The organism is Massilia sp. MP_M2 (assembly GCF_039123635.1).
GTDB lineage: Bacteria > Pseudomonadota > Gammaproteobacteria > Burkholderiales > Burkholderiaceae_D > Telluria.
In genome coordinates this window covers 198,612-222,511 of the sequence record NZ_JBCHJF010000004.1, presented here as the reverse complement: position 1 = coordinate 222,511, position 23,900 = coordinate 198,612, and the positions used below count along the sequence as shown (strand labels likewise).

The 23,900-nt window shown below is 65.5% G+C and carries 18 protein-coding genes and 1 pseudogene; 13 read left to right on the top strand and 6 right to left on the bottom strand.

The features are described from left to right. The first annotated feature begins 1 nt into the window (after position 1). The 5 genes from RCH14_RS11330 (at position 2) to RCH14_RS11310 (ending at position 6,924) form a co-directional block, all read left to right on the top strand. On the top strand, positions 2–2,314 hold the full coding sequence (locus RCH14_RS11330) for an NADP-dependent malic enzyme (RefSeq protein WP_343026219.1): 2,313 nt from the start codon (positions 2–4) through the stop codon (positions 2,312–2,314). A gap of 290 nt (positions 2,315–2,604) precedes the next feature. Next, positions 2,605–3,645 (top strand): GDP-mannose 4,6-dehydratase, encoded by a 1,041-nt coding sequence (gmd, locus tag RCH14_RS11325; RefSeq protein WP_343026218.1) that lies wholly within the window; start codon positions 2,605–2,607, stop codon positions 3,643–3,645. Between the two features lies 1 nt (position 3,646). Then, the gene (locus RCH14_RS11320) at positions 3,647–4,597 is read left to right on the top strand and encodes an NAD-dependent epimerase/dehydratase family protein (protein WP_343026217.1); all 951 of its coding nucleotides are present in this window, start codon (positions 3,647–3,649) and stop codon (positions 4,595–4,597) included. After that, positions 4,594–5,733: a glycosyltransferase family 1 protein gene (locus tag RCH14_RS11315; protein ID WP_343026216.1), complete on the top strand. Its 1,140-nt coding sequence runs from the start codon at positions 4,594–4,596 to the stop codon at positions 5,731–5,733. The genes RCH14_RS11320 and RCH14_RS11315 overlap by 4 nt, the downstream gene beginning before the upstream one ends. A gap of 12 nt (positions 5,734–5,745) precedes the next feature. Next, complete coding sequence (locus RCH14_RS11310) at positions 5,746–6,924, top strand: glycosyltransferase family 4 protein (protein ID WP_343026215.1); 1,179 nt, start codon at positions 5,746–5,748, stop codon at positions 6,922–6,924. Between the two features lie 395 nt (positions 6,925–7,319). Here RCH14_RS11310 and RCH14_RS11305 read toward each other — a convergent pair whose 3' ends face one another. Both RCH14_RS11305 and RCH14_RS11300 read right to left on the bottom strand, forming a co-directional pair. Further along, positions 7,320–8,315 carry an HD domain-containing phosphohydrolase gene (locus RCH14_RS11305; protein WP_343026214.1) on the bottom strand — a complete coding sequence of 332 codons (996 nt, stop codon included), beginning with the start codon at positions 8,313–8,315 and terminating at the stop codon, positions 7,320–7,322. Beyond that, positions 8,312–11,674, bottom strand: a complete 3,363-nt coding sequence (locus tag RCH14_RS11300; RefSeq protein WP_343026213.1) for an MHYT domain-containing protein — start codon at positions 11,672–11,674, stop codon at positions 8,312–8,314. The genes RCH14_RS11305 and RCH14_RS11300 overlap by 4 nt, the downstream gene beginning before the upstream one ends. A gap of 253 nt (positions 11,675–11,927) precedes the next feature. Between RCH14_RS11300 and RCH14_RS11295 the strand changes: the two genes are divergently transcribed. The 8 genes from RCH14_RS11295 (at position 11,928) to RCH14_RS11260 (ending at position 17,994) form a co-directional block, all read left to right on the top strand. Continuing rightward, positions 11,928–12,683, top strand: a complete 756-nt coding sequence (locus tag RCH14_RS11295; protein ID WP_343026212.1) for an ABC transporter substrate-binding protein — start codon at positions 11,928–11,930, stop codon at positions 12,681–12,683. Between the two features lie 115 nt (positions 12,684–12,798). Continuing rightward, entirely contained in the window at positions 12,799–13,023 is a 225-nt protein-coding gene (locus RCH14_RS11290) for an acyl carrier protein (RefSeq protein ID WP_343026211.1), read from the top strand. A 4-nt stretch (positions 13,024–13,027) separates the two neighbouring features. Next, positions 13,028–14,065 carry a ketoacyl-ACP synthase III gene (locus RCH14_RS11285; protein ID WP_343026210.1) on the top strand — a complete coding sequence of 346 codons (1,038 nt, stop codon included), beginning with the start codon at positions 13,028–13,030 and terminating at the stop codon, positions 14,063–14,065. A 19-nt stretch (positions 14,066–14,084) separates the two neighbouring features. Then, entirely contained in the window at positions 14,085–14,831 is a 747-nt protein-coding gene (locus RCH14_RS11280) for an SDR family oxidoreductase (protein WP_343026209.1), read from the top strand. Next, positions 14,828–15,580, top strand: a complete 753-nt coding sequence (locus RCH14_RS11275; RefSeq protein WP_343026208.1) for an SDR family oxidoreductase — start codon at positions 14,828–14,830, stop codon at positions 15,578–15,580. The genes RCH14_RS11280 and RCH14_RS11275 overlap by 4 nt, the downstream gene beginning before the upstream one ends. Then, complete coding sequence (locus RCH14_RS11270) at positions 15,571–16,218, top strand: acetyltransferase (protein ID WP_343026207.1); 648 nt, start codon at positions 15,571–15,573, stop codon at positions 16,216–16,218. Before RCH14_RS11275 ends, RCH14_RS11270 begins: the two co-directional genes overlap by 10 nt. Continuing rightward, the gene (locus tag RCH14_RS11265) at positions 16,218–17,366 is read left to right on the top strand and encodes an aromatic ring-hydroxylating dioxygenase subunit alpha (RefSeq protein ID WP_343026206.1); all 1,149 of its coding nucleotides are present in this window, start codon (positions 16,218–16,220) and stop codon (positions 17,364–17,366) included. Before RCH14_RS11270 ends, RCH14_RS11265 begins: the two co-directional genes overlap by 1 nt. Beyond that, on the top strand, positions 17,356–17,994 hold the full coding sequence (locus tag RCH14_RS11260; protein ID WP_343026205.1) for a hypothetical protein: 639 nt from the start codon (positions 17,356–17,358) through the stop codon (positions 17,992–17,994). Before RCH14_RS11265 ends, RCH14_RS11260 begins: the two co-directional genes overlap by 11 nt. Here the strand turns inward: RCH14_RS11260 and RCH14_RS11255 are convergent. The 4 genes and pseudogenes from RCH14_RS11255 to RCH14_RS11240 all read right to left on the bottom strand — a co-directional run. Continuing rightward, a complete protein-coding gene (locus RCH14_RS11255; protein WP_343026204.1) occupies positions 17,991–19,175 on the bottom strand; it encodes an FkbM family methyltransferase in 1,185 nt (394 codons plus the stop codon). The genes RCH14_RS11260 and RCH14_RS11255 overlap by 4 nt on opposite strands. 69 nt (positions 19,176–19,244) lie before the next feature. Further along, positions 19,245–20,480 carry an FkbM family methyltransferase gene (locus RCH14_RS11250; RefSeq protein ID WP_343026203.1) on the bottom strand — a complete coding sequence of 412 codons (1,236 nt, stop codon included), beginning with the start codon at positions 20,478–20,480 and terminating at the stop codon, positions 19,245–19,247. A gap of 8 nt (positions 20,481–20,488) precedes the next feature. Then, positions 20,489–21,673 (bottom strand): DegT/DnrJ/EryC1/StrS family aminotransferase, encoded by a 1,185-nt coding sequence (locus RCH14_RS11245; RefSeq protein ID WP_343026429.1) that lies wholly within the window; start codon positions 21,671–21,673, stop codon positions 20,489–20,491. 144 nt (positions 21,674–21,817) lie between these two features. After that, positions 21,818–23,842 (bottom strand): annotated as a pseudogene (locus RCH14_RS11240) (tetratricopeptide repeat protein); the annotation flags it as partial. Positions 23,843–23,900: the final 58 nt, after the last annotated feature.

Genomic DNA, 23,900 nt, shown 5'->3' with positions numbered 1-23,900 from the left:
CATGGATTCGTCATCTGACAAAAAAGAAGAATTGCGTCAGCAATTGCGCCAAGCAGCGCTCGAATATCACCAGTTCCCACGTCCCGGCAAGATCAGCGTCACGCCCACCAAGGGCCTGCTGAACCAGCGCGACCTGGCACTGGCCTACTCGCCGGGCGTCGCGGCGCCATGCGAAGAGATCGTCAAGGATCCGGCCAACGTCTACAAGTACACGGCGCGCGGTAACCTGGTGGCGGTCATCACCAACGGCACCGCCGTGCTGGGCCTGGGCAATATCGGCCCATTGGCCTCCAAGCCGGTGATGGAAGGCAAGGGCGTACTGTTCAAGAAATTCGCCGCGATCGATGTGTTCGACATCGAGATCAACGAAACCGATCCCGACAAACTGGTCGACATCATCGCTTCGCTCGAGCCGACCTTTGGCGGCGTGAACCTCGAAGACATCAAGGCGCCCGAGTGCTTCTACATCGAGCGCAAGCTGCGCGAGCGCATGAAGATCCCGGTCTTCCACGATGACCAGCACGGCACCGCGATCATCGTTGGCGCCGCGATCATGAATGGCCTCAAAGTCGTGGGCAAGGACATCACGGCCTGCAAACTGGTGGTGTCCGGCGCCGGCGCGGCCGCGCTGGCCTGCCTCGACCTGATCGTCGATCTGGGCTTCCCGATCGAAAACATCTACGTGACCGATCTGGCCGGCGTGGTCTACAAGGGCCGCGTCGAACTGATGGACCCGGACAAGGAACGCTTCGCCCAGGACACGCCGCACCGCAGCCTGGCCGAAGTCATCCCGGGCGCCGACATCTTCCTGGGCTTGTCCGCTGGTGGCGTGCTCAAGAGAGAAATGGTCGCGTCCATGGGCCCGAGCCCGCTGATCCTGGCGCTGGCCAACCCGAATCCCGAGATCTTGCCCGAAGACGTCAAAGCCGTGCGCAGCGACGCGATCATCGCCACCGGCCGTTCGGATTATCCGAACCAGGTCAATAACGTGCTGTGCTTCCCGTACATGTTCCGCGGCGCGCTCGATTGCGGCGCGACGACGATCACGCGCGAAATGGAAATTGCCGTGGTCCACGCGATTGCCGACCTGGCCCACGCCGAGCAGTCGGACATCGTGGCGTCGGCGTATGGCATCTCGAACCTGTCGTTCGGTCCGGAATACCTGATCCCGATGCCGTTCGATCCGCGCCTCCTGACCCACATCGCGCCGGCCGTGGCCAAGGCCGCGATGGACGGTGGCGTTGCGGCCCGACCGATCGAGGACCTGGGCGCTTACGCCGAGAGCCTGCAGCAGTTCGTCTACCGCAGCGGCACCTTCATGAAGCCGCTGTTTACGATCGCCAAGAGCGCGCCGGATGAGCTCAAGCGCATCGTCTACGCCGAAGGCGAAGAAGAGCGCGTGCTGCGCGCCGTGCAGGTGGTGGTCGACGAGAAACTGGCGCGCCCGATCCTGGTCGGTCGCCCGGCCGTGCTCGAGCAGCGCATCGAGAAATTTGGCCTGCGCCTGAAACTCGGCGTGCACTTCGATGTCATCAATCCCGATTTCGACGAGCGTTACCGCGATTACTGGCAGAGCTATCACCAGATGGTGATGCGCAAGGGCGTCACGCAAGACCTGGCCAAGCTGGCCATGCGCCGCCGCCACACGCTGATCGGCGCGATGATGATCCACAAGGGCGAAGCCGACGGCATGATCTGCGGCACCTACGGCACCACCCAGATGCACCTGGAATTCATCGACCAGGTGCTGGGCAAGCGCGCCGGCGCCAAGGTGTATGCGGCGATGAACTTCGTCATCACGCCGGAGCGCCAGCTGGCCATGGTCGACACCCACGTCAACGAAAATCCGAACGCCGAGCAATTGGCCGAGATTACGGTGATGGCGGCCGAAGAAATGGAACGCTTCGGCATCGTGCCGCGCGCAGCGTTGCTGTCGCACTCGAACTTCGGCAGCGCCAATTCGGAATCGGCGCAAAAGATGCGCGCCGCGCTGGCGCTCGTGCAGCAGAAGAAGCCCGACCTGGAAATCGATGGCGAGATGCATGGCGACACGGCGCTCGACGCCAAGATGCGCGCCAAGATCATGCCGAACTCGACGCTCAAGGGCGATGCCAACCTGCTCGTGATGCCGAACATCGACGCTGCGAATATCGCCTACAACCTGGTCAAGACGGCAGCCGGCAACGGTATCGCCATCGGCCCGGTCCTGCTGGGCTGCGCGCGCCCGGTGCACATCCTGACCCCGTCGGCCACCGTGCGCCGGATCGTCAACATGACGGCGCTGGCCGTCGTCGAGGCAGTCTCGCTGCGCTGAGCGGTGCTCAATGACACGCGTGGATGGCACCGCCGTCCACGCGCTTGACGACATACTTTGTCTCGGGCTGTCGCCCTTTGTCGCGGCCCGGGGACACTCGTAACAAACCGTAAGCGAGCGGTTTGCCGCGTCATTTTCACGTCATAATTGTTTGCATAACCGTTGTCTGAATTGCACCAAACTCCGGAGCGCGAGCCAATCTGGCGACCCCCTCTGTTACAATCTTCGTTTGGCTGGGCGCGTTTTTCACCATATTGCGCCTGCAAGACCAACTTCAAATCATCCATCATATGCATAACAAACGAGCTCTCATCACCGGCATCACCGGCCAGGACGGTGCCTATCTGGCACAACTGCTTCTCGAAAAAGGCTATCACGTCACCGGCACCTATCGCCGTTCGAGCTCAGTCAATTTCTGGCGCATGGATGAGCTCGGCGTTACCTCGCATCCGAACCTGTCGCTGGTCGAATACGACCTGACCGACCTGGCTTCGAGCATCCGTCTGCTTGAAACGGCGCAGCCGGCCGAGGTCTATAACCTGGCCGCGCAAAGTTTCGTCGGCGTGTCGTTCGACCAGCCGCTGGCCACCGCATCGATTACCGGCCTGGGCGCTGTCCACCTGCTCGAGGCGATCCGTATCGTCAATCCGGCCATCCGCTTCTACCAGGCGTCGACGTCGGAAATGTTCGGCAAGGTGCAGGCGATCCCGCAAATCGAAGAGACCCCGTTCTACCCGCGCAGCCCGTACGGCGTGGCCAAGCTGTACGCGCACTGGATGACGATCAACTACCGCGAGTCGTACGACATCTTCGGTTCGTCGGGCATCCTGTTCAACCACGAGTCGCCACTGCGCGGCCGCGAGTTCGTCACGCGCAAGATCACCGATACCGTCGCCAAGATCAAGCTGGGCAAGCAGGACGTGCTCGAGCTGGGCAATATGGATGCCAAGCGCGACTGGGGTTTTGCCAAGGAATACGTCGAAGGCATGTGGCGCATGCTGCAGGCCGACAAGCCTGACACCTATGTGCTGGCAACCAACCGCACCGAGACCGTGCGTGATTTCGTCAGCATGGCCTTCAAGGCCATCGACGTGACGCTCGACTGGAGCGGCAGCGGCGACAACGAAGTGGCCCACTGCACCGTCAGCGGCAAGCAACTGGTGCGCGTCTCGCCGAAGTTCTACCGTCCCGCCGAAGTCGAGCTGCTCATTGGCGATCCGGCCAAGGCCAGGCGCGAGCTGGGCTGGGAGCCGAAGACCACGCTTGAAGAGCTGTGCCAGATGATGGTCGATGCCGACCTGCGTCGCAACGAACTGGGCTTCTCGTTCTGATATGACGCGCCTGGCCACGGACGATACCAGCGCATTCCCGGGGCTTGCCCCGCTGCGTGAAGGCGAAGGGCGGCGCGCCCTGATCACGGGCCTGCGCGGCTTTACCGGTGACTACCTGGCGCAAGAACTGACGGCTGCCGGCTACCGCGTATTCGGCACCGTGATGCCGGGCGAAGAAGTGGGCCCGGACATGTTCACGGTGGATCTGTGCGACCGCGATGCGGTCGCTGCCATGGTCGCCGAGGTGCGGCCCGATGTCGTGGCGCACCTGGCCGGCATTGCGTTTGTCGGCCATGCCAACGTCGAAGCCATTTACCGCGTCAACGTGGTGGGCACGCGTAACCTGCTCGAGGCGCTTGCCTCGGGCAGTCACCGGCCAAGCAGCGTGCTGCTGGCGTCGTCGGCCAACATCTATGGCAATGCCAGTGTGCCTGTCATCGATGAAGATGTTCTGCCTTCGCCGGCCAACGATTACGCAGTGAGCAAGCTGGCCATGGAATACATGGCGCGCCTGTGGATGGACAAGTTGCCGATCACGATCGTGCGGCCGTTCAACTACACCGGCGTGGGGCAGGCAGACAATTTCCTGCTGCCTAAAATTGTCTCGCATTTCCGCCGCAACGAAGCGCGTATCGAACTGGGCAATCTTGCCATCGCGCGCGATTTCTCGGATGTGCGCATGGTGGCGCGCGCCTACCGCCGCATCCTGGCGGCAGCGCCGGCCGGCGAAGCCTTCAATGTCTGCTCGGGCACGCCGCACTCACTGTCGAACGTGATCGAGATGATGGGCGAGATCGCCGGCTACCGCATCGAGGTGCAGGTCAACCCGGCCTTCGTGCGCGCCAACGACGTGCTGCAACTGACTGGCAGCAATCGCAAGCTCACTGCCGTGGTGGGCGACCTGGCCCCGATGCCGCTGTACGAGACCTTGCGCTGGATGTACCTGGCGTGAACGCCGCAGCGATCAACGTCGGCCTCGGGACGACCATGATCGAACCCGGGCTGACGGGCGGCCGTCTCGATGGCATCGGCGTCTACACCAAGGCACTGCTGCGCCACCTGCCGGCGACCGGCTGCGCCGTCACGCCGTGGTCCTGGCCGCGTGCACGCGGCGGGGCGGCCGGCATCAGCGTCGGCCAGGCCTTTCCCTATTCGTTCGAAACGGCCACGCTGCTCGACCTGGTTACGCCGGCGGCGCACCGCGTTCATATGCCCCTCGACGTGTTCCACGTGACCGACTATCGGGTGGTACGCATGGATTGCCCGGTCGTGGCCAGCCTGCACGACGCGTTGCCGATCAAGCACCCGGAGTGGTGCAATCCGCGTTTGCGCGCGCTGAAAAACCGGCTGCAGGGCAAGGCTGCGCGCAAGGCCGACCACGTGATCGCGCTGTCGCACTTTGCCATTCCCGAGCTGGTCGAGTGCTTCGGCATCGACGAGCGGCGCGTGACGGTGGTGCCGTGCGGCGTCGAAGAAAGCTGGTTGACGCCGCCCGCGCCGGAGGCCACGCGCGCCACGCTGGCGGCCTACGAGCTGCAGCCCGGCTATTTCCTGTTCGTGGGTACGCTGCAGCCGCGCAAGAACGTCGAGCGTTTGCTGGCCGCCTGGCTGATGCTGCCGGCGGCCGTGCGCGCCGAGCGCGCGCTGGTGATCGTCGGTGCGCCCGGCAGCCGCAGCGAAGCCCTGGTGGCCAGCATGGGGGCGGCGCGCGCAGCGGGCGAGAACCTCGTCTGGCTCGATCGCCTGACCGACCAGGAGCAATTGCGCCACTTGTATGCCGGCGCCGGCGTGTTCGTCTTCCCCTCGCTGTACGAAGGCTATGGCATTCCGGTGCTCGAAGCGTTTGCATCGAACGTGCCGGTGGTGGCATCGAATACGACCTCGCTGCCCGAAGTGGCGGGCGATGCGGCCTTGCTGGTCGACCCGCTGTCAGCGGGCGAACTGGCCGAGGCGATGCGCACGCTGGCACAGGACAGTGTTGCGCGCACGCGCTGTATCGCAGCCGGGCGTGCACGTGCCGAACAACTGACATGGCAAAACACCGCACGCCTGACGGCAAACGTGTACCGTGCCGTACTTTCGCAGTAAGCTGAGTTGATTATGCGCGTCCTTCATTTTTACAAGACCTACCACCCGGATTCGGTCGGCGGTGTCGAGCAGGTGATCCGCCAGATGGCCGTGGGCACCGGGCGCCTTGGCGTGACCAACACCGTGCTGTCGCTGTCGCGCCAACAAGACCTCGCGCCGTTCGAGTTCGAAGGCCATATGGTGCACCGGGTTCCGCTCAATGCCGAGATCGCGTCCAACGCCATTTCGGTCCAGTCGATCGGCGCGCTGGCGCGCCTGGCGCGTCAAGCCGACGTCGTGCACTACCACTTCCCGTGGCCGTTCATGGACCTGGCGCACTTCATGGCGCGCGTAAACAAGCCGACGGTGGTCACGTACCACTCCGACATCGTGCGCCAGCGCCACTTGCTGCGCCTGTATCAGCCGCTCAAGCACCGCTTCCTGCGCAGCGTCGACGCCATCGTCGCGACCTCGCCCAATTATCTGGGCTCGTCGACCGTGCTGGCGCGTTATCCGGGCAAGACCAGCGTCATCCCGTTCGGCCTGGACCGCACCACTTACCCGCAGCCCGACCCCGATCGCCTGGCGCACTGGCGCGAGCGGGTCGGTCCCAAGTTCTTCCTGTTCGTGGGCGTGCTGCGCTATTACAAGGGCCTGCACATCCTGCTCGAGGCCGCGGCCGGTACCGATTACCCCGTCGTCATCGTCGGCGCCGGGCCGATCGAGCAAGAGCTCAAGGAACAAGCCGCGCGCCTGGGCCTGAAAAACGTGATGTTCGTCGGCGCGATCGATGAACCCGATAAAGCTGCGCTGCTGACGCTGTGCTACGCGGTCTCGTTCCCGTCGCACCTGCGCTCGGAAGCATTCGGCATCTCCTTGCTCGAAGGCGCCATGTACGGCAAGCCCATGATCTCGAGCGAGATCGGCACCGGCACCACGTACATCAACATCGATGGCGACACCGGCCTGGTGGTCCCGCCATCGGACGCGCTGGCATTACGCGCAGCAATGCGCACGCTATGGGACAACCCCGAGCTCGCCCGCGCGATGGGCCGGCGCGCCGAAGCGCGCTTCGAAGAACTTTTCACCTCCGAGCAGATGGCGGCCAACTACACCGCGCTCTACCACGACCTGATTGCCCGCCGCGCAACCGGCTCGAGCACCACCGTCCTCGAACAAACAGGCGTGAGTTTGTCGCAGACGAAAGTCTGAGACGACGCATCGCAGACGAAAGTCTGAGACGACGCATCGCAGACGAAAGTCTGAGACGACGCATCGCAGACGAAAGTCTGAGCATCAATTTCTTCCTGCTCCAACAATCTCGGCAACACAAATCATGCTCAAAAGCTTTTGAAAAACAATTAGGGTCAGAGTCGAATTGTTTGACAACTTTGAGGAATTGCCCAACAAATCGACTCTGACCCTAATTGTTTTTAGCCAGTTTGGCAGGTAATCTGATGCTCCAAAAAAATTCAATTACCAACGGCATCAGAAACCCCACGCACCGTCGAAAAACCGCCCAAAATAATTAGGGTCAGAGTCGAATTGTTTGACAACTTTGAGGAATTGCCCAATAAGTCGACTCTGACCCTAATTGGGGTTTGGGGTTAGGTTGTTTCGGCCCAGCGGGTGCGGATTTCGCGGATGGCGGGCATGCGGGCGATGAAGAGGTCTACCAGGTGGGGGTCGAAGTGGCGGCCTTTCTGGTCGTGCAGGAAGGCGATGGCGTCGTCTTCGGTCCAGGCTTTCTTGTAGGGTCGTACCGAGGTCAGTGCGTCGAAGACGTCGGCGATGGCCACTATGCGGCCTACCAGCGGAATCGCTTCGCCGACCAGCCCGTTCGGGTAGCCGCTGCCATCGTATTTTTCGTGATGCGTGAGCGCGATCTTGCGCGCCAGCGCCAGCATGCCGCTGGCGTGCTCGCCGATGATCTCGGCGCCGATCGTCACGTGGCTCTGCATGATTTTCCATTCGTCGGCGTCGAGCGGTCCCGGTTTTTGCAGGATGCGATCCGGGATGCCGATTTTGCCCACGTCGTGCATTGGCGCTGCGTGCAGCAGGTCGTCCGCTTCCAGCTCGTTCATGCCGGCCGCGATGCCGAGGATGTGCGAAAAATGGCTCATGCGGATCACGTGCAGACCTGTCTCATTGTCCTTGTACTCGGCCGCCAGGCCCAGGCGCTGGACGATCTCCAGGCGGCTCGCGCGCAGTGCTTCCATGCGCACCAGCGACAGGTGGGTGCGTACGCGTGCGCGCACCACCGGCGGGCTGACCGGCTTGGTGATGTAGTCGACGGCGCCGGCCTCGAACCCTTCCACTTCGTCGGCAGTCTCGGTCAGGGCCGTCACGAAAATCACCGGCACCGAGGCCGTGGCCGGATGGGCCTTCAAGGCCGCGCACACTTCGTAGCCCGACATCCCCGGCATCATCACGTCCAGCAGCACCAGGTCGGGCTGCTCCTGGCGCGCCAGTTCCATTGCGCGGGCGCCATCCTTGGCGAACAGCAGGCGGTAGTGGTCCTGCAGGATCTGGCGCAGCAGTTGCAGGTTGCTCGCTTCGTCGTCGACGGCCAGGATCAGCGGGCGGGTATTCGGTTGATTCATGCGGAAGGATCGTTGGTGGCGTCGCCAGGCGCGCCGTCAGAGGACCCGGTCCCGAGGATGGCCATCACGGCCTCCAGGTGATCGAGGGCGAGATCGAAGTCGAAATCGGCGACCGCCGACTGCACCTGGACCACGCGGGTGATCGCCGGGTGAGCCGCCAGCGCCACGGCCAGGCTGGTCATGGCGCCGTCGTTCAGGGCCCCGCGGCGCAGTGCATCGAGCAGCACGCCGCCGGCGCGCCGCGCGCGCGCCAGGTCGACCATGCCGCCTGACGCCACCGGGGCCGGTGTGGCGTCGGCATTGCCGATCGCGGCCAGCGCCGCCTCGAGCGCATGCGTCGCCACGCCGAGCGCCTCGGCGGCCTGCCGCTCATCGGTCGGCACCGCGTTGGTCGCCTGTTCCAGCGTGGCCAGCGCGTCGGACAAGCGTTCCAGGCCGATGTTGGCGGCGGCGCCGCGCACCTTGTGCGCGAGCATGCGCAGCTGCACGTGCTCGCCGCCCGCGGCATGCAGGCGCATCGCGCCGTCAAGCTGCGCGTACTGGCGGTGGAAGTGTTCAAGGGCCTCGGCGTAGGCATCTTCGCGGTTGCTCCAGCGGTGCAGGCCGGCGCGCCGGTTGAGCACTTCGCGCGGCGCCATCGATACGGCGGCCGTCTCCGCCGGCACGCCGCCTTCAAGGCCGAGCACGCGCGCGATCTCGTGCGACAGCGTGAACCAGTCGACCGGCTTGCTGGCAAAGCCGTCCATGCCGGCGTCCACGCTGGCCTGGCGGTGCTCGGCCAGCACGCTGGCGGTCATCGCGATCACCGGCAGGCGCGCCGTTCCATGGCGCGCCTCGTAGTCGCGAATGGCGCGGGTCGCGCCCAGGCCATCCATCACCGGCATCTGAAAATCCATCAACGCCACGTCGTACTCGCCGCTGGTGGCCAGTTCGACGATTGCGCCACCGTCGCGCGCGGCCGTCATCGTGTGCCCGCGGCGCGTCATCAGGAGCTGCATCAGTTCGAGATTCTGCGGCACGTCGTCGGCCACCAGCACGCGCAGCGGCGGCAGCACGGCGGCGCTGCGCACGCGCGGCGCCTGATTGCCGAAGCGCGCCAGGATCAACGGTACGCGCACGTGGAACGTCGCGCCCTGGCCCGGCTGGCTCTCGGCCCAGATCCGCCCGCCCATCAATTCGACCAGCTGCTTGCTGATCGTGGTGCCAAGACCCGTGCCGCCGAAGCGGCGCGTCATCGATGCGTCGGCCTGGGTGAACGGATCGAAGATCGCGGCCAGGCGATCGGGCGCGATGCCGATGCCGGTGTCGATCACGGCGATGCACAGCTGGTCGCCGTCGGCGCCCACGGTCAAGGTCACGCCGCCGGTGGCGGTGAACTTGATGGCATTGTCGAGCAGGTTGGTGAGCACCTGCCGCATGCGCAGCTCATCGCCACGCAGGCCGGTGGGCAGCGCCGGGTCATACTGGATGTCCAGGTGCAGACCCTTGGCGCGCGCATTGGCCGCCAGCGTCGACGACAGTTCATCGATCAGGGACAGCAGGTTGTAGTCGTTCTGTTCGAGTTCGACCGCACCTTTTTCGAGCTTGGCCGTGTCGAGGATTTCATTGAGCAGCCGTAGCAGGGCGCGGCCGGCGCTGCGCACGGTGTCCAGGTGGTGGCGCTGTTCGACATTGAGTTCGCCATCGAGCAGCACGTCGGTAAAACCCAGAATCGAATTCATCGGCGTGCGGATCTCGTGGCTCATATTGGCCACGAAGGTGGCGCGGGCGGCCGCAGCCTGCTCTGCCTTCTCCTTGGCGCAGCGCAGCGCTTCTTCCATCTCGCGCCGCTCGGTGATGTCGAGGATGACACCATCGAGGTACTGGACGTTGCCTGCCTCGTCCTGCACGCCGGTGCCGTTTTCCCAGAGCCAGCGCACGCTGCCATCGGCGTGCAGCAGGCGGTATTCGACCAGGTACGGCTGGTGTTCGCGCATCGCCGCGCTGGTTGCCTTGCCCACCCGCAGGCGGTCTTCCGCATGGATCATCGCGCCGAACACGCGGCGCGGGGGGCTGCCCAGGAAGTCGCGCGCCGGGTAGCCGGTGACCCGTTCGACCGCTTCGCTGATGAAGATCAGCGGCCAGTCGTCGTTGATCGCGCTGCGGTACGAAATGCCGGGAATATTGCCGATCAGGGAGCGGAACTGCTGCTCGCTGGCCCGCAGTGCGCTTTCCATCGCACGCCGCTCGCTAATGTCGGTCACGAAGCAGACGAACAGGTCCTGCTCGCCCAGCCGTGCATGGCCGATCGCGCCGCGTACCGGGACTTCGTGGCCATCCTTGTGCAGGCACCAGGTCTCGGTGCTGGTGCTGACGCCTTCCAGACTGCCACGCGCCAGCACGGTCAGCACGTTGAAGTTGGCGGCGCGACCACGCTCGGTGAGCAGCAGTCCGATGCTGCGCCCGACGATCTCGCCCTTGCGCCAGCCGAAGATGCGCTCGGCCGAGGCATTGAATTCGGTGATGATGCCATCGCGTCCGACCGTGATCACGCCGTCGACCGTGGTGGTGAGCAGCGCGCGCATCCAGGCTTCGCTGCGAGAGAGATTCTGGAACATCTGGCGATAGCGCAGCAGGCCGTTCACGCCCAGCACGGCCACCGACAGCGCCACCGTGGTCACCGTGATCGACAGCGCCAGGAAGCCGCTGTTGGTATCGGCCGCGCCGCCCGGATCGACCGTGCCCGAGAAGCGGGCAGCGGCCATGCCGGTGTAGTGCATGCCGGCGATTGCGCAGCCCATCACGCAGGCCGACAGCAGCAGGCGGCGTGATTCGGACACCGACTTGAACCGCGACAGGCCGTGGCGCACGCTCAGGGCCAGCGTGGCCAGGATCACGGCCACCAGGATCGAGACCGCGAACGTGAACGGATCGTAGTGCAGCGACAGGCGCATGCGCATGCCGTCCATCCCCGTGTAATGCATCGCGCCGATGCCGGCGCCAACCAGGACGCCACCCACCAGCAAATTCGGCAGGCGCATCTCGGGGCGCGAGATCAGGCTGAGCGCCACCCACGAGGCACCGATGCTGGGCAGCGCTGACAGCAGCGTCGTCCAGTGGTCGTAATGCACCGGCGTGCACAGGTCGAAGGCAAGCATGCCGATGAAGTGCATCGCCCAGACCCCGGCACCGAGCGCCAGGCTGCCCGTGCCAAGGGCGATGGCACGGTGTGTCGGATGGGCGCCGGCCTGGCCGGTCACCTGCAACCCCATCCACGACGAGAAGATCGCCAGCAGCAGTGACAGCGCCACCAGGGTCGGGTCGTACATCCCGTACGTCAGCAGGGATGGATCTTCAGGGACAGCAAACGATGGCAGCATAATGAAAGTCGAGTTGTTATGGAGTAAAAAAAACTTCCATATGGCATTAAAGCAAAGTATCGCATTTTCCGAATTTTCTATGTTGTTGCACGTGAGAATGTTGGATGAATTGTTGTGTTTTGTAGCGTCCAAGCGACCATTTCAGGCTGTTCATTGCGTAAAAATCATGCTCGCTGGTATGCTGGGGGCGCAGTAAACTACCTCCCGTTGCCCTGGTGCGCAGCACCCGTGGCGGTCATTCCAAGAGAATCGAATGCGATTTCAGCAACTCTGCATTGGTCTTGTCATCCTGTCGGGCAGCCTCTCGGCAATGACCGCGGCGGCCACGCCGGCGGCCCCATACCTATCGATCACCACCGAGAGCTCGGCGCCGTCGAGCATGCTCGAGGACGGGCGCGTGGTCGGCATTGCCACCGACAAAATCCGGGTTGTCATGGAACGGGCCGGTGTCACCCACGACATCACGCTGCTGCCCTGGAAACGCGCGTACGCAGCAGCACTTCAGCATGCCAACGGCTGCGTGTACTCGGCCACCCGCACGCCGGAACGGGAAGCCTTGTTCAAGTGGGTCGGGCCGACCGACGTGGCGCAGTGGGTCCTGATGGGGCGCGCCGACCGGACCTGGCGCATCACGAACCTGGAAGACGCGCGCGGTCTGCGCATCGGCACCTACGCGGGTGATGCCCGCGACAGCTATCTGCGCAGCCGCGGCTATGTCGTCGACACGTCGCCCCACGACATGCTCAATCCGCCCAAGCTCCTGCAGGGCCGCATCGATCTGTGGGCCGCCAGCTGGCGCGCGGACAGTGACGTGCTGATCAAGCAAGGCTGGGACAAGCAGATCGTGCCGGTGTTCGTGTTCAACCAGGTCGCCGTCTACCTGGCCTGCAACCGGGACGTGCCCGATGCGCTGATCAAGCGCCTGAATGCCGTGTTTGAAACGATCGAGCGCGATGGCACGGCGCGTGCCATCGAGCGGCGCTACGAGCGGCGTGCTACTTCACGGTGACAGGGCCTTTCGTTTTGATTTATAGTGCGTCTTGATTGTCGCCAATCAAGCGAACTTGTCTTTGGCAACGCTGTTGGCGCTACTTTTCGCATGTACACGATTTCATTAGGTTGCAATGGACACACTCGAGCAATTCGTCGAAAAATTCAAGAACGCGGTCGACTTCCAGGACGATGTGCACCTGACCGGCGAGACCAATCTCAAGACGCTGTCCGAATGGGACTCACTGGCGGCGCTGGGCGTGATCATCATGTTCGACATGGAGTACGACAAGGCGATCACCGGCAAGGATCTGGTCGAGTGCCAGCTCGTGAGCGACGTCTACAAACTGATCGGCTGATCCCATGGCCCAGGCGACTATCCGCAACGTGCGCTATGCCGGCATGGCGTCCTGCGTGCCACGGCGCGTCCTGTCCAACCTGCACGACTGTCCGCCGCAGATCAGGAGCGCGCGCGAACGCGTGGTGCGCAATATCGGCATCGAGACGCGCCGCATCTGCCCCGAATGGCAAACGTTTTCGGACCTGGCCTTCGACGCCAGCGAGCGCCTGCTGGCCGAGCTGCAGTGGAACAAGGACGAGATCGACGCGCTGATCGTCATCACCCAGTCGCCCGACTACCTGATTCCCGCCACCGCCATCATCCTTCAGGACCGCCTGGGCCTGAAGCCCGGAACGATCGCCTTCGACATCAACCTGGGCTGCTCGGCCTATGCCTTCGGCCTGCACGTGCTGGGTGCGATGATGGCCTCGGGCGGTATCAAGAAAGCGTTGCTGCTGGTGGGCGACAAGGCCGCTACCGTGGTCGAGCCGCTGTTCTCGGATGCCGGCACCGCCACCGCGCTCGAATACGATCCGGCGGCCCCGCCGATGTACTTCGACCTCAATAGCGACGGCAGCGGCTACCGCGCCATCATGTTGCCGGCCGGCGGCCATCGCGAGCCGATCGGCCCGCAGCATCTGCTGCCATACAAGGACGAGGACGGAATCCTGCGCAGTCCGGCCGCGCTGGTGCTCGACGGCCCGGCGGTGCTGAGCTTCTCGACGCAGCGCGTGCCGCCCGCCGTGCGCGCGCTGCTGGCGTATGCCGAATGCCCGATCGAGGATGTCGACTACTTCATCTTCCACCAGGCCAACCGGATGATCAACGACACCATCCGCAAGAAGCTTGGCCTGCCGGTCGAGAAGGTGCCGTCGACGCTGCACGACTTCGGCAATACCAGCGGGGCCTCGATCCCGGTGACGATGACGGCGCGCATCCGCGACGCTCTCCAGGGCGGCAAGCACAAGGTGTTGATGTCGGGCTTTGGCATCGGCCTGTCGTGGGGCAGCTGCATCGTCGACATCGACCGCGCCGTGTTCCCGGCGCTGGTCGAATCATGAGCCAAATCGTGAGTCGATCATGAATGCATCGCCGTTCAGCCTTGTCGGCCGGACGATCCTGATCACCGGCGCGTCGTCGGGCATCGGCGAAGCCACGGCCCGCCTGTGCGCAGACATGGGCGCACGCATCCTCGCCTGCGGCCGCGACCATGAGCGCCTGGCGCGCGTCGTTGCCGGCCTGGCCGGCGCAGGCCACCAGAGCATCATCGGCGACCTGACCGATCCGGCCGCGCGCCAGGAGCTCGTCGATGCCGCGCCCAGCCTGGACGGCTGCGTGTTCAGCGCCGGCGCCGCGCAGCTCGCGCCGATGCGCATGGTGACCCAGCGCCACCTCGACCAGCTGTTTGCCGTGAACTATGACGCGCCCGTGCTGCTCACGCAAGCCTTGCTGGCCAAGCGCAAGATCGCCGCCAATGCGTCGCTCGTGTACGTGACGGCGGTGGCCGAACACGTCGCGCCGCACGCCACCGGCATCTATTCCGGCGCCAAGGCGGCGCTGACCGCCACCGTGCGCACGATCGCGGTCGAACATGCGAAACAGGGCGTGCGCGCCAACTGCGTCTCGCCCGGCTACGTCGCCACGCCGATGCTCGATGGCCTGCAAAACGTCATGAGCACGGGCGACAAGGCAGCCCTTGCGCCACTGGGCATGATCGAACCGGGCGACGTGGCCGGCGCGATCGCCTGGCTGCTGGCCCCGGCCAGCCGCTGGGTCTCCCGCACGTCCCTGGTCATCGATTCGGGCTTGACCCTGCACGTGCGATGAACGACGCATCCCTGTTCCAGCATCCGTTCCACCTGCGCGGCAAGACCGTGCTGGTCACCGGCGCGTCGAGCGGCATTGGCCGCGCCGTCGCCGTCGAATGCGCCCGCGCCGGCGCGCGCGTTGTCATCAACGGCCGCGATGCGGTGCGCCTGGCCGCCACGCTCGCCCTGCTCGAAGCGGGGCTTGATCACGTGGCCTGCGCGGCCGACCTGACCGACCCGCCGCAGATGGCGCGGCTGGTGGCCGCGTGCGGCGAGCTCGATGGCGTGGTGCACGCGGCCGGCGTGCATGGTGTGACGCCGCTGCGCATGCTGCGCCAGAGTTTCATGCAGACGGTGCTCGATGCGAATTTTCTCGCGCCGCTGATGCTCACCCAGCAGCTGCTGGCCAAAAAGACGCTGCGCAACGGCGCCTCGCTGGTGTTCATGTCATCGATCGCGGCCCACACCGGCACCGTCGGTGTGGGCCCGTATTCGGCCTCCAAGGCGGCGCTCGAAGGCATGATCCGCCCGCTGGCGCTGGAAATCGCGCCGCGCGCCATGCGCGCCAACGCCATCGCACCGGGCCTGGTCGATACGCCGCTGGTGAACGACGACCGCGCCTGGCTCGACGAAAAGGCCAAGATGTACCCGCTGGGCCTGGGCAAGCCCGAAGACGTCGCGTACGCCGCCATCTACCTGCTGGCCGATATCAGCCGCAAGGTGACGGGCACGCAGTTGCATCTGGACGGAGGCATTCCATGGACGTGACGCCGTGCCTGAAAGAAGCGCTGATCATCAGCGCCGGCGGCTTTGGCCGCAGCGTCTACAACATCATGCAAAGCGACGTCGCCAATGGCGTCGACTGGAAGGTCATCGGCTTTCTTGATAACCGCAGCGACCTGGCGGGTGCCACGCCGCTGCCGGTGCTGGGCGATCCGCTGACCTGGCAGGCGAGAGCGCACGAAGAATTCCTGTGCGCGCTGGGCGAGCCGGCCCAGCGCCGCCGCTTCGCCGCGCCGCTGCTGGCGCAGGGCGCGACCTTCATGAGCCTGCGCACCGGCCTGCACAAGGCGATCGGTGTCGAGATGGGCGCCGGCTGCCTGTTCGAGCCCGAGGTGCGCATGGGCGTGGACACGCGCCTGGGCGACTTCGTGTTCGTCCAGTCGACCAGTGTGATCGGCTACGAAGTGCAGATCGGCGACTACACCACGATCGGCAGTTTCGTGTTCGTGGGCGGTGGCGCGCGGATCGGCAGCGACGTGATCATCCATCCGCACGCGACCATCCTGCCGCGCGTGACGGTGGGCGATGGCGCGATCATCGGCGCCGGCGCCGTCGTCATGGCCGACGTGCCGCCAGGCGTGACGATGATCGGCAACCCGGCCAAGATTTTCAGGTTCAAGTAATGCGTTCACGCATGCCGCCGCAGGCGTACATCGACGAGGCCTGGTTCGCGCGCGAACGCGAACTGCTGTTCAAGCCGTTGTGGCAGTTCATCGGCCTGAAGGTCATGCTCGAGAAGCACAACGCTTTCATTGCGCGTACGCTGTTCGGCATCCCGGTCGTGATCCAGAATTTCCATGGCGAGCTGCGTGCCTTCGAGAACATCTGCCCGCACCGGCAAAATCCCATCCAGGTTGCGCCGCATGGCGTGCGGCCGCTGTTTTGCGGCTACCACGGCTGGAGCTTCGACCGCGAGGGCGCCACACGCATTCCGCACGAAGACGCGCTGTACCGCTTCCCGCAAGAAGAGCGGGCCTGCATCCACCTGCGCCGCTTCGCGCTGGAAGTCGTCGGCAACCTGGTGTTCGTGTGCCTGGCCGAGACGCCCCTGCCGATCAAGCAGCAGTTCGGCGCGGCGATGCTGGCCTCGCTCACGGCGTCGTCACTGGCTTACGACAGCGAAGTGATCATGACGACCTACGAAGGGCACTTCAACTGGAAGCTGGCCTACGAAAACCTGCGTGACGGCCACCACCCGCGTTACCTGCATGCGCGCTCGCTGTACCAGGACGTCAAGTTCGAGGCCAGCATCAGCGAAGAGGGCGTGGCGGGCCTGCGCAGCCTGCAGCAGGCCGGCATCGCCGACCGCAACCGCGCGCTGGGCCTGATGCGCAGCTTCAGCGGCGGCGGGCGCGATGCGCCGATGGCCTCGCCCCCGGACGAGCCGTACCACGCCCACGTCGAGCGTTACCGCGACCAGGACTGGTACTACAACTGGCTGGCGTTCCCGAACCTGCACATCGCGTCGGCCAATGGTGGTCACGCGTTCATCGTCGAGCACCATATCCCGGTGGCGCCCGGGCGCACCGACCTGGTGGTGTACTACCTGACGGCGAAGAAGAAGCAGCCCTACGCGTCGTCGGCAGCGGTTTTGCACGCGCACATGATGGGCACCGATGTCGTCATGCGCGAAGATATCGCGGTGATGGAACAGATCCAGCGCACGCTGCACCCGGGCGCGCGCTCGCCCCACCTTGGCGATTACGAATTCATCAACGCCAGCCTGGAATTCTGGTACCTGGACCTGATGGAGGGGAAATTTGCCTTGTAAGCACGTGATCGGTCATGGGCCGGAACTGGCGCGCGCGCTGGCGGCGTGGCGCTCAGTCGCCCCAGCGGCAGCGCTGGAGCTGCGGCCGCTGGAGATCGACCCGGCCGCCGGCCAGGCCGCGCTGGCGGCAGCGCTGGACGGTCTGGATGGCCTCAATGGCGAGGGCGCCAGCGCCTTCGTCGCGCTCGACGCGCGCTTCCTGAATGGGATGCGCCTGGACCTGATGGCGAGCCTGCGCCTGCGCGGCATCGCCATGCCGGCGCTGGTCGAACCAGGCGCCCTGGTGGCCGCTGGCGTGCGCATGGACGACAATTGCTGGATCGGCGCCGGCGCGATCATCCAGCATGGCAGCCGGATCGGCTTCAATACCGTGATCGGCGCCGGCGCCATCGTCGCTAGTAGCGTCACGGTCGGCCACTCGGCCTGGATCGACGAAGGCGTGGTGATCGGACGCGGTGCACGCATCGGCGCCCAGGTCACGCTCGGCCTGGGCGTGATCGTCGGTCATGGCCGCCAGATCGGCAAGCTGTGCATCGTCGACAAGGCTGGGCGGATCGAGCATGACATCGCCGCCAGGACCTTCATCCACGCGACCCACGCCCAGCCGATCGTGATCATCGGCGCTTAACTGAAGTCCTGGCGGTCCGAGAACAGCAGCTGCGTGTCGTACAGGCTCGATGAGTAGTGGCGCATCGCCACGTGCTGGTAGCGGGTGATCTCGTCCATCGTGGCCAGCAGCTCCGGGATGTCCTTCGCATAGTGGTAGGCCGAGATGGTCATGTCCGGCTTGCAGGCGGCGATCGTGCGCGCGCCGCCCTTGAGCACTTGCGCTTCCCAGCCTTCCACATCGATCTTCATGATCGTGGCTTCGTCGACGACGCTGTCGATGGCCATGATCTTCATCGTGGTCTTGATGCCGCCGCCCGCGAAGTTGCTGCCGAAGCGGTTGTCCGGGTTTTCGTAGAAATCGACTTCGCCATCTTCTGCGCCCAGGCCGGCGAAATACGGGTGCACGTCGGGCAGGTGCGCAGCCAGGTTGCGCAGCGCGGCGAAGTTGGTTGCATCGGGCTCGAATGCATGCACCGCGCGGTACTGGCCGCGCGCGATATGGCAGAAGTGGGCAACCGTGTCGCCGTGCGCCGCCCCGGCATCGATGAAGATGTCGTTCGTGCCGACCTTCAGGCCGGCCTGGGTCGAAAAGCCGTTCATGAATTCACCAAGCGGGAAGGCCGCTTCGATCAGCGGGCGGCGATCGAGCGTCAGGAACGCGCGCAGGCGCGCCAGCAGCGTGGTGCGCGACCAGTCGTCGCTGAAACGTCCTGCCAGCGCGATGAACTGGTCGAGGTTGGCCAGCACGTGTTCGCGTTCCTGGCGCACGGTCTGGTAGGTGTGCACGTTATCCAGCTGGTGCATCGCGTACAGGCAGTCGCGCACCGGCACGCCCTGCGCCGCGATTTTCGCGGCGACCTGCTTGCCCGTCAGGTTGTCGTTGAAATCGATGACGACGACGCGTTTGCTGGCCGAGCGCGCCACCAGGTCGGCGATCTCGATGAAACGCCAGTTGACCCGCAGGGGCAACTGCTGCGCGATGCGGGTGCGCTTTTCGGGCGAGACCGAGAACACGGCGATGCCGGCAAAATTGGGCAGCGATTTGGCGATCGTGTTGGCGCGCAGCGCAAAGCTGCCGGTGTGGTCGCCCAGGAAGTAGACCTCGTCGAACGCGTGCAGGTCGTCGAGGGCGGTATCGGCGTGGCTGGAGAGCGCGCTGAAATCGGCAAGCGTCGCATGGCGAAATGGCTGGATGGTCATGGTGTGTCCTGTGGTTCGTAAGGGTGCGGTCGGGCCAAGATGGCCGTCGGGTTGGTCGTTCGCGGTCGCTCAGTAAAAATACAGACAGGTGTCCCAGCGGTCTTCCGTGTGGTGGCGCAGGCCAATGCGGTAATCCGGGACCAGCGTGTCGATCAGGCGCGGCATGTCGAGCAGGTCGGCCGCGCGGTGGTAGGCGGACAGCATCAGTTTCGGCCGCGCCGTGCGGATCGTTGCGACCGCGCCGCGCAGCGCTGCCATCTCAAAACCTTCGATATCCATCTTGATGATGGTCGGCGCGTCGTCGACGATATCGTCGATGCGCTCGATCTGCACATAGTCGGCCGGAGGGCACAGGTGCGCCCACTCTTTGGTCAGCACCACACCGCCGTGGCTGCCGATATGGCTGAACGGTACGCGGTCCCGATGCTCGCCGACGGCGACCGGATGCAGCGACAGCTTCGCCGCATGCGCGGTGCCGGCAAACTTGCGGATAAAACCCTGGAGGGTAGCGATATTGATCTTGTCCGGCTCGATCATCCAGGCGCGGTCGAAGCGGCCCCCGGTCACGCCGAGCAGCGCGCCAGTGGATTCGCCGATCGAGGCACCGCAATCGACCATCTTTTCGTGCGTCGACAGCGCGAACAGTCCGGAACGGACATACAGCGTCGAATACGGCCGGGCGACATGCAGGAACCACTCGGGATTGCAGGTCAGGTGGAAGGTCAGCACGGCAAACAGTGTCTCGGCCGACGCCGGATCGGCCATGCGCCGCGCGAGCGCCAGGTAGTCGTCGCAGCGTTCGGCGATCGTCGGGCCCCAGTCGGCCACCCGCTCATCGAGCGCGGCGCTCAGGCCGAAGGCCCGTGTGGCCTGTTCGAAGTTCAGGTGGGGCACGCCGTGCTGGCGACACGCCTCGTCGAAAAAGCGGCGCGAATCGTCGGTGCGGCAGGCGTTGACAGCGATGAGGTCCGGATCGCGGCCTGCCATCTCGAGAAAGCGGTCGGTGGAGATGAAGTCGACGCGCAGGAACTGCTCGCCACGGTCGCAGCGAAAGTCGTCGACCACGTGCAGCACGCGCGCGCGGCGCTTGAAGCCGTGCAGCAGGTGCGCGCCGAAGTCGCTGCGCCCGAGCAGCACGACCGGGGTGTCGGCCCCGCGCCGCGCCATGATCTCGCGCACCCGCGGTGGCACGCAGAACAGCGGATCGGCGCGGTATAGCGCCACCGCAGCGAGGAAGGCGGCGCCGGGATCGAACACGCCCAGATCGAGTCGGGTGAGCAGTGCGTCAGGCGTCGGTGAATGCATCGTGGGATTCAGGATGCTGCGAGCAGGCCGACGATGCGCTCGACGTCCTGCGCGTCGAGCGCCGGATAAATCGGAAGGCAGATGACCTGGTTCGCGATCACGTTGGCGTGGGGCAGGTTGGCGGGCGCCGCGGACGGGATGGCGCTGTACATCGGAAAATGGGTGATCAGGGGGTAGAAATACCGGCGCGCGTGGATCCCCGCGTCGTGCAGCTTCTGGTGCAGCGCATCGCGGCTGATGGGATAGGTGTCGCGCACCAGCACCGCGAAGTAGCTGTTGTTGGCGTCGTCGCCCATGTCCGGCATCGGATCGATGCCGGGCACCGCCGCCAGCAGGCGCCGGTAGTGCGCCGCGATCTGCCGGCGCTGCGCGAGCGCGGCGTCGATGCCGCGCAGCTGCAGCAGGCCGAAGGCGGCGCTGACCTCGTTCATCTTGCCGTTGATGCCTGCCGCGACGACCGTCTGCTCGTCCTGGATGCCGAAGTTCTTGAGCAGGTCGATGTGGCGTTTGGTGGCCGCATCATGGCAAATGATCGCGCCGCCTTCGAAGGTATTGAATACCTTGGTCGCATGAAAACTCAGCACCGACAGGTCGCCGTGGCGCAGGATGCTGGCGCCGTCCTGGCGCACGCCGAACGCATGGGCCGCGTCGTAGATGACCTTCAGGCCGTGCCTGCGGGCGATGCGTTCGATGGCCCGGACGTCGCAAGGAATTCCGTAGCAGTGCACCGGCATGATGGCCGTGGTGCGTGGCGTGATCGCCGCTTCGATGCGGGCCGGATCGAGGTTGAACGTGACCGGGTCGATGTCGGCGAAGACCGGCTGCAGGCCGTTCCACAGCAGCGCATGGCTGGTGGCGACGAACGAATACGGGGTCGTGATTACCTCGCCTTCGATGCCCAGCGCCTGCAAGGCCGTCATCAGGGCCAGCGTGCCATTGGCGAACAGCGAGATATGCGCGACGCCCAGGTACTCGCACAGCGCCGCTTCGAGCTGCTGGTGGAACTGGCCGCCATTGGTCAGGAATTTGCTCTCCCAGATCTGCTCGAGGTAGGGAATGAATTCGTCCAGCGGCGGCAGGTGCGGCTGGGTGACGCGGATCAGGGGGGGCGTCGGAGCCAGGGCCGGCGCCGGCGCCGGGCCATTATCCGGTTGCTGATTCAGCGTTTGCTGCGGCTTGTGCTCCGGCGGCATCGGCACGCCGAAGCTGGCGGCCGGCTGGCCCGCGCACCAGCGCCGCCACATCAGGCGCAACGCGTGCTCGACGCTGTCGGCGATCCGGTTCATGTGGCCGGACGTGGTAGGCGGGAAGCGGCCGCGCATGCCGGCGCGTAGCCCGGCCAGCGCGGGCAGGTCGCTGCAGGCGGCCAAACCTTTGGCGGCAAAGGCGGCGGTATCGTGCGCGATGAACTGCGGCAGCGCATTGTGTTCGAGGATGCAGGCCGTCTGGCGTCCGGCGGCGGTCTCGCCCGCGAGCGTCAGCGTCGGCACGCCCATCCACATCGCGTGCAGCGTCGTCGTGCCGCCCGAATACGGGAAGGTATCGAGGCAGATATCGACGTCGTTGTGCAGGGCCAGGTAGTCGTGCATGCCGCTGCGGCCATGAAAGCGCAGGCGCTCCGGCGCGATGCCTTCTTCGTCGAACCACGGCAGCAGGCTCTCGTCGCCGTGATCTGGCAGGCCGGCCACGATCAGCCGCGCAGTGGGCACGGCGCGCAGCAGGCCGGCCCAGGCGGCGACCACGTCGCGGCTGATCTTGCTGAGGCGATTGAAGCTGCCGAACGTGACGTAACCATTGGCCAGCGCCGGGGGCGCGACCACGTCGGGCGCGCCGGCGGCCGGCTGGAACGGCGTCGAGACCGGCAAGCGCACGAGTTTTTCGGTGAACAGGTGGTCGTACTGGCCGGCCGGCAGGATGAAGCGGTCGGTCAGGTAGTAATCCATCGCCGCCAACCCCGTGGTGCCCGGATAGCCGATCCAGGTCGCCTGCAGCGGCGCCGGCTTGCGCGCAAACACCGGCAGCCGGTTGTGGGCGGTATGGCCGGCCAGGTCAATCAGGATGTCGATGCCATCGGCGACGATCTGCGCGTCCAGCGCAGTGTCGTCCAGGCCGGCCACGTCGCGCCACTGTGCCATGTGGCCGCGCAGGCGCGCGGTCACGGCATCGTGCACCGGATAGTTGTAATAGGCGTGCAGCGCCAGGCCGGGCCGGCCCGCCAGGCGCGCCAGCAGCGGCTCGATGAACGCGGCCACCGCGTGGTTGCGCAGGTCGCCCGAGACGAACCCGATGCGCAGGGCGCGCTCGGGCTCAGGCGTGTTGACCCAGGCAGTGCGCGGCGCATCGATGCGCGCTTCGAGCTGCCGCCCGAACGCGCGGTGCGCGGCAAACAGCGCGTCGGGACCGATGCTGCTCACCTGGCTCATGCAGAACAGCATATTGCTGTGCGCATCGGTGTTGTGCGGATCGCGCGCCAGCACGCCGCGGTAGGCCTCAACCGCTTCGAGCGCGCGGCTCTGATGCTGCAGGATCATCGCGAGCGTATTGCCGGCTTGCGCATGGCCCGGATCGAGCGCGAGTGCAGTGCTGGCGCTGGCATGCGCTTCGTTCAGACGCCCGGCATCGAGCAGCGTGAGCGCCATGTGGTTGTGGGCGTTGGCATCGTCGGCCTGCAGCGCAACGGCGCGTTCGAGCACCGCCTGCGCGTCCGCCAGCCGGCCCGCGCCCCGCAGCAGCAAGCCCAGGTTGCTCAGCGCCTCGGCGTCGTCCGGCGCGTACTGCACGGCGACCTGCATCGACTCGAGCGCCTGCAGCAGGTTGCCTTGCAGGTGATGGATGCCGCCCAGCAGCTTGTAGCCGAAAGGATGCTGTGGAAACTGATCGGTCAGGAACTGCGCCGCATAGCCGGCTTCGTCCAGGCGGCCGGACGCAAACAGCGCGGCGGCAGCGTCGATCGTTTCGGGATCCGGCGCGCCGGCCGTGGCCAGCTGCTGTTCGAACGCATCGACCTCCGGCCCGGTCAGGCCGTGGCTGCGCCCCAATGCGATCAATTCGTGCGCAGTAGCGAACTGGCGCGCGGCGATCAGCGCCTCGATGTAGGCCAGCCAGTAGCGCGCTTCGTCCGTGGCGCCCTGCAGGGCCTCGGTCAGGTGCGGGATCGCGGCAGCCAGATCGCCGGCCTCGCGCGCCAGCATGCCCAGGCCAAAGTGGGCTTCGGCATGGCCGGGGGCGAGGTCGAGCACGGCGCGGTACAGCGCCTCGGCCTGCGCCGGCTGGCCGGCGGAGGCTTCGCTTGCGGCGGCCTGCAATGCTTCATCGACGATTTGCCGGACCGCGTCGCTGAGGGGAGTGCGCTGTTGTTCCATGGATGCGGGCGGCGGCCTTTGCGTATCGAGAGAGCGTACAAGAGGTGCAGATGCGACA

Bases quoted from the DNA above. Each gene is read 5' to 3' on its own strand.
- RCH14_RS11310 (WP_343026215.1), top strand. From the start codon at position 5,746: ATGCGCGTCCTTCATTTTTACAAGACCTACCACCCGGATTCGGTCGGC.
- RCH14_RS11270 (WP_343026207.1), top strand. From the start codon at position 15,571: ATGGACGTGACGCCGTGCCTGAAAGAAGCGCTGATCATCAGCGCCGGC.
- RCH14_RS11280 (WP_343026209.1), top strand. From the start codon at position 14,085: ATGAATGCATCGCCGTTCAGCCTTGTCGGCCGGACGATCCTGATCACC.
- RCH14_RS11255 (WP_343026204.1), bottom strand. From the start codon at position 19,175: ATGACCATCCAGCCATTTCGCCATGCGACGCTTGCCGATTTCAGCGCG.
- RCH14_RS11295 (WP_343026212.1), top strand. From the start codon at position 11,928: ATGCGATTTCAGCAACTCTGCATTGGTCTTGTCATCCTGTCGGGCAGC.
- RCH14_RS11320 (WP_343026217.1), top strand. From the start codon at position 3,647: ATGACGCGCCTGGCCACGGACGATACCAGCGCATTCCCGGGGCTTGCC.
- RCH14_RS11250 (WP_343026203.1), bottom strand. From the start codon at position 20,480: ATGCATTCACCGACGCCTGACGCACTGCTCACCCGACTCGATCTGGGC.
- RCH14_RS11290 (WP_343026211.1), top strand. From the start codon at position 12,799: ATGGACACACTCGAGCAATTCGTCGAAAAATTCAAGAACGCGGTCGAC.
- RCH14_RS11305 (WP_343026214.1), bottom strand. From the start codon at position 8,315: ATGAATCAACCGAATACCCGCCCGCTGATCCTGGCCGTCGACGACGAA.
- RCH14_RS11330 (WP_343026219.1), top strand. From the start codon at position 2: ATGGATTCGTCATCTGACAAAAAAGAAGAATTGCGTCAGCAATTGCGC.
- RCH14_RS11300 (WP_343026213.1), bottom strand. From the start codon at position 11,674: ATGCTGCCATCGTTTGCTGTCCCTGAAGATCCATCCCTGCTGACGTAC.
- RCH14_RS11245 (WP_343026429.1), bottom strand. From the start codon at position 21,673: ATGCCGCCGGAGCACAAGCCGCAGCAAACGCTGAATCAGCAACCGGAT.
- RCH14_RS11275 (WP_343026208.1), top strand. From the start codon at position 14,828: ATGAACGACGCATCCCTGTTCCAGCATCCGTTCCACCTGCGCGGCAAG.
- RCH14_RS11285 (WP_343026210.1), top strand. From the start codon at position 13,028: ATGGCCCAGGCGACTATCCGCAACGTGCGCTATGCCGGCATGGCGTCC.
- gmd (WP_343026218.1), top strand. From the start codon at position 2,605: ATGCATAACAAACGAGCTCTCATCACCGGCATCACCGGCCAGGACGGT.
- RCH14_RS11265 (WP_343026206.1), top strand. From the start codon at position 16,218: ATGCGTTCACGCATGCCGCCGCAGGCGTACATCGACGAGGCCTGGTTC.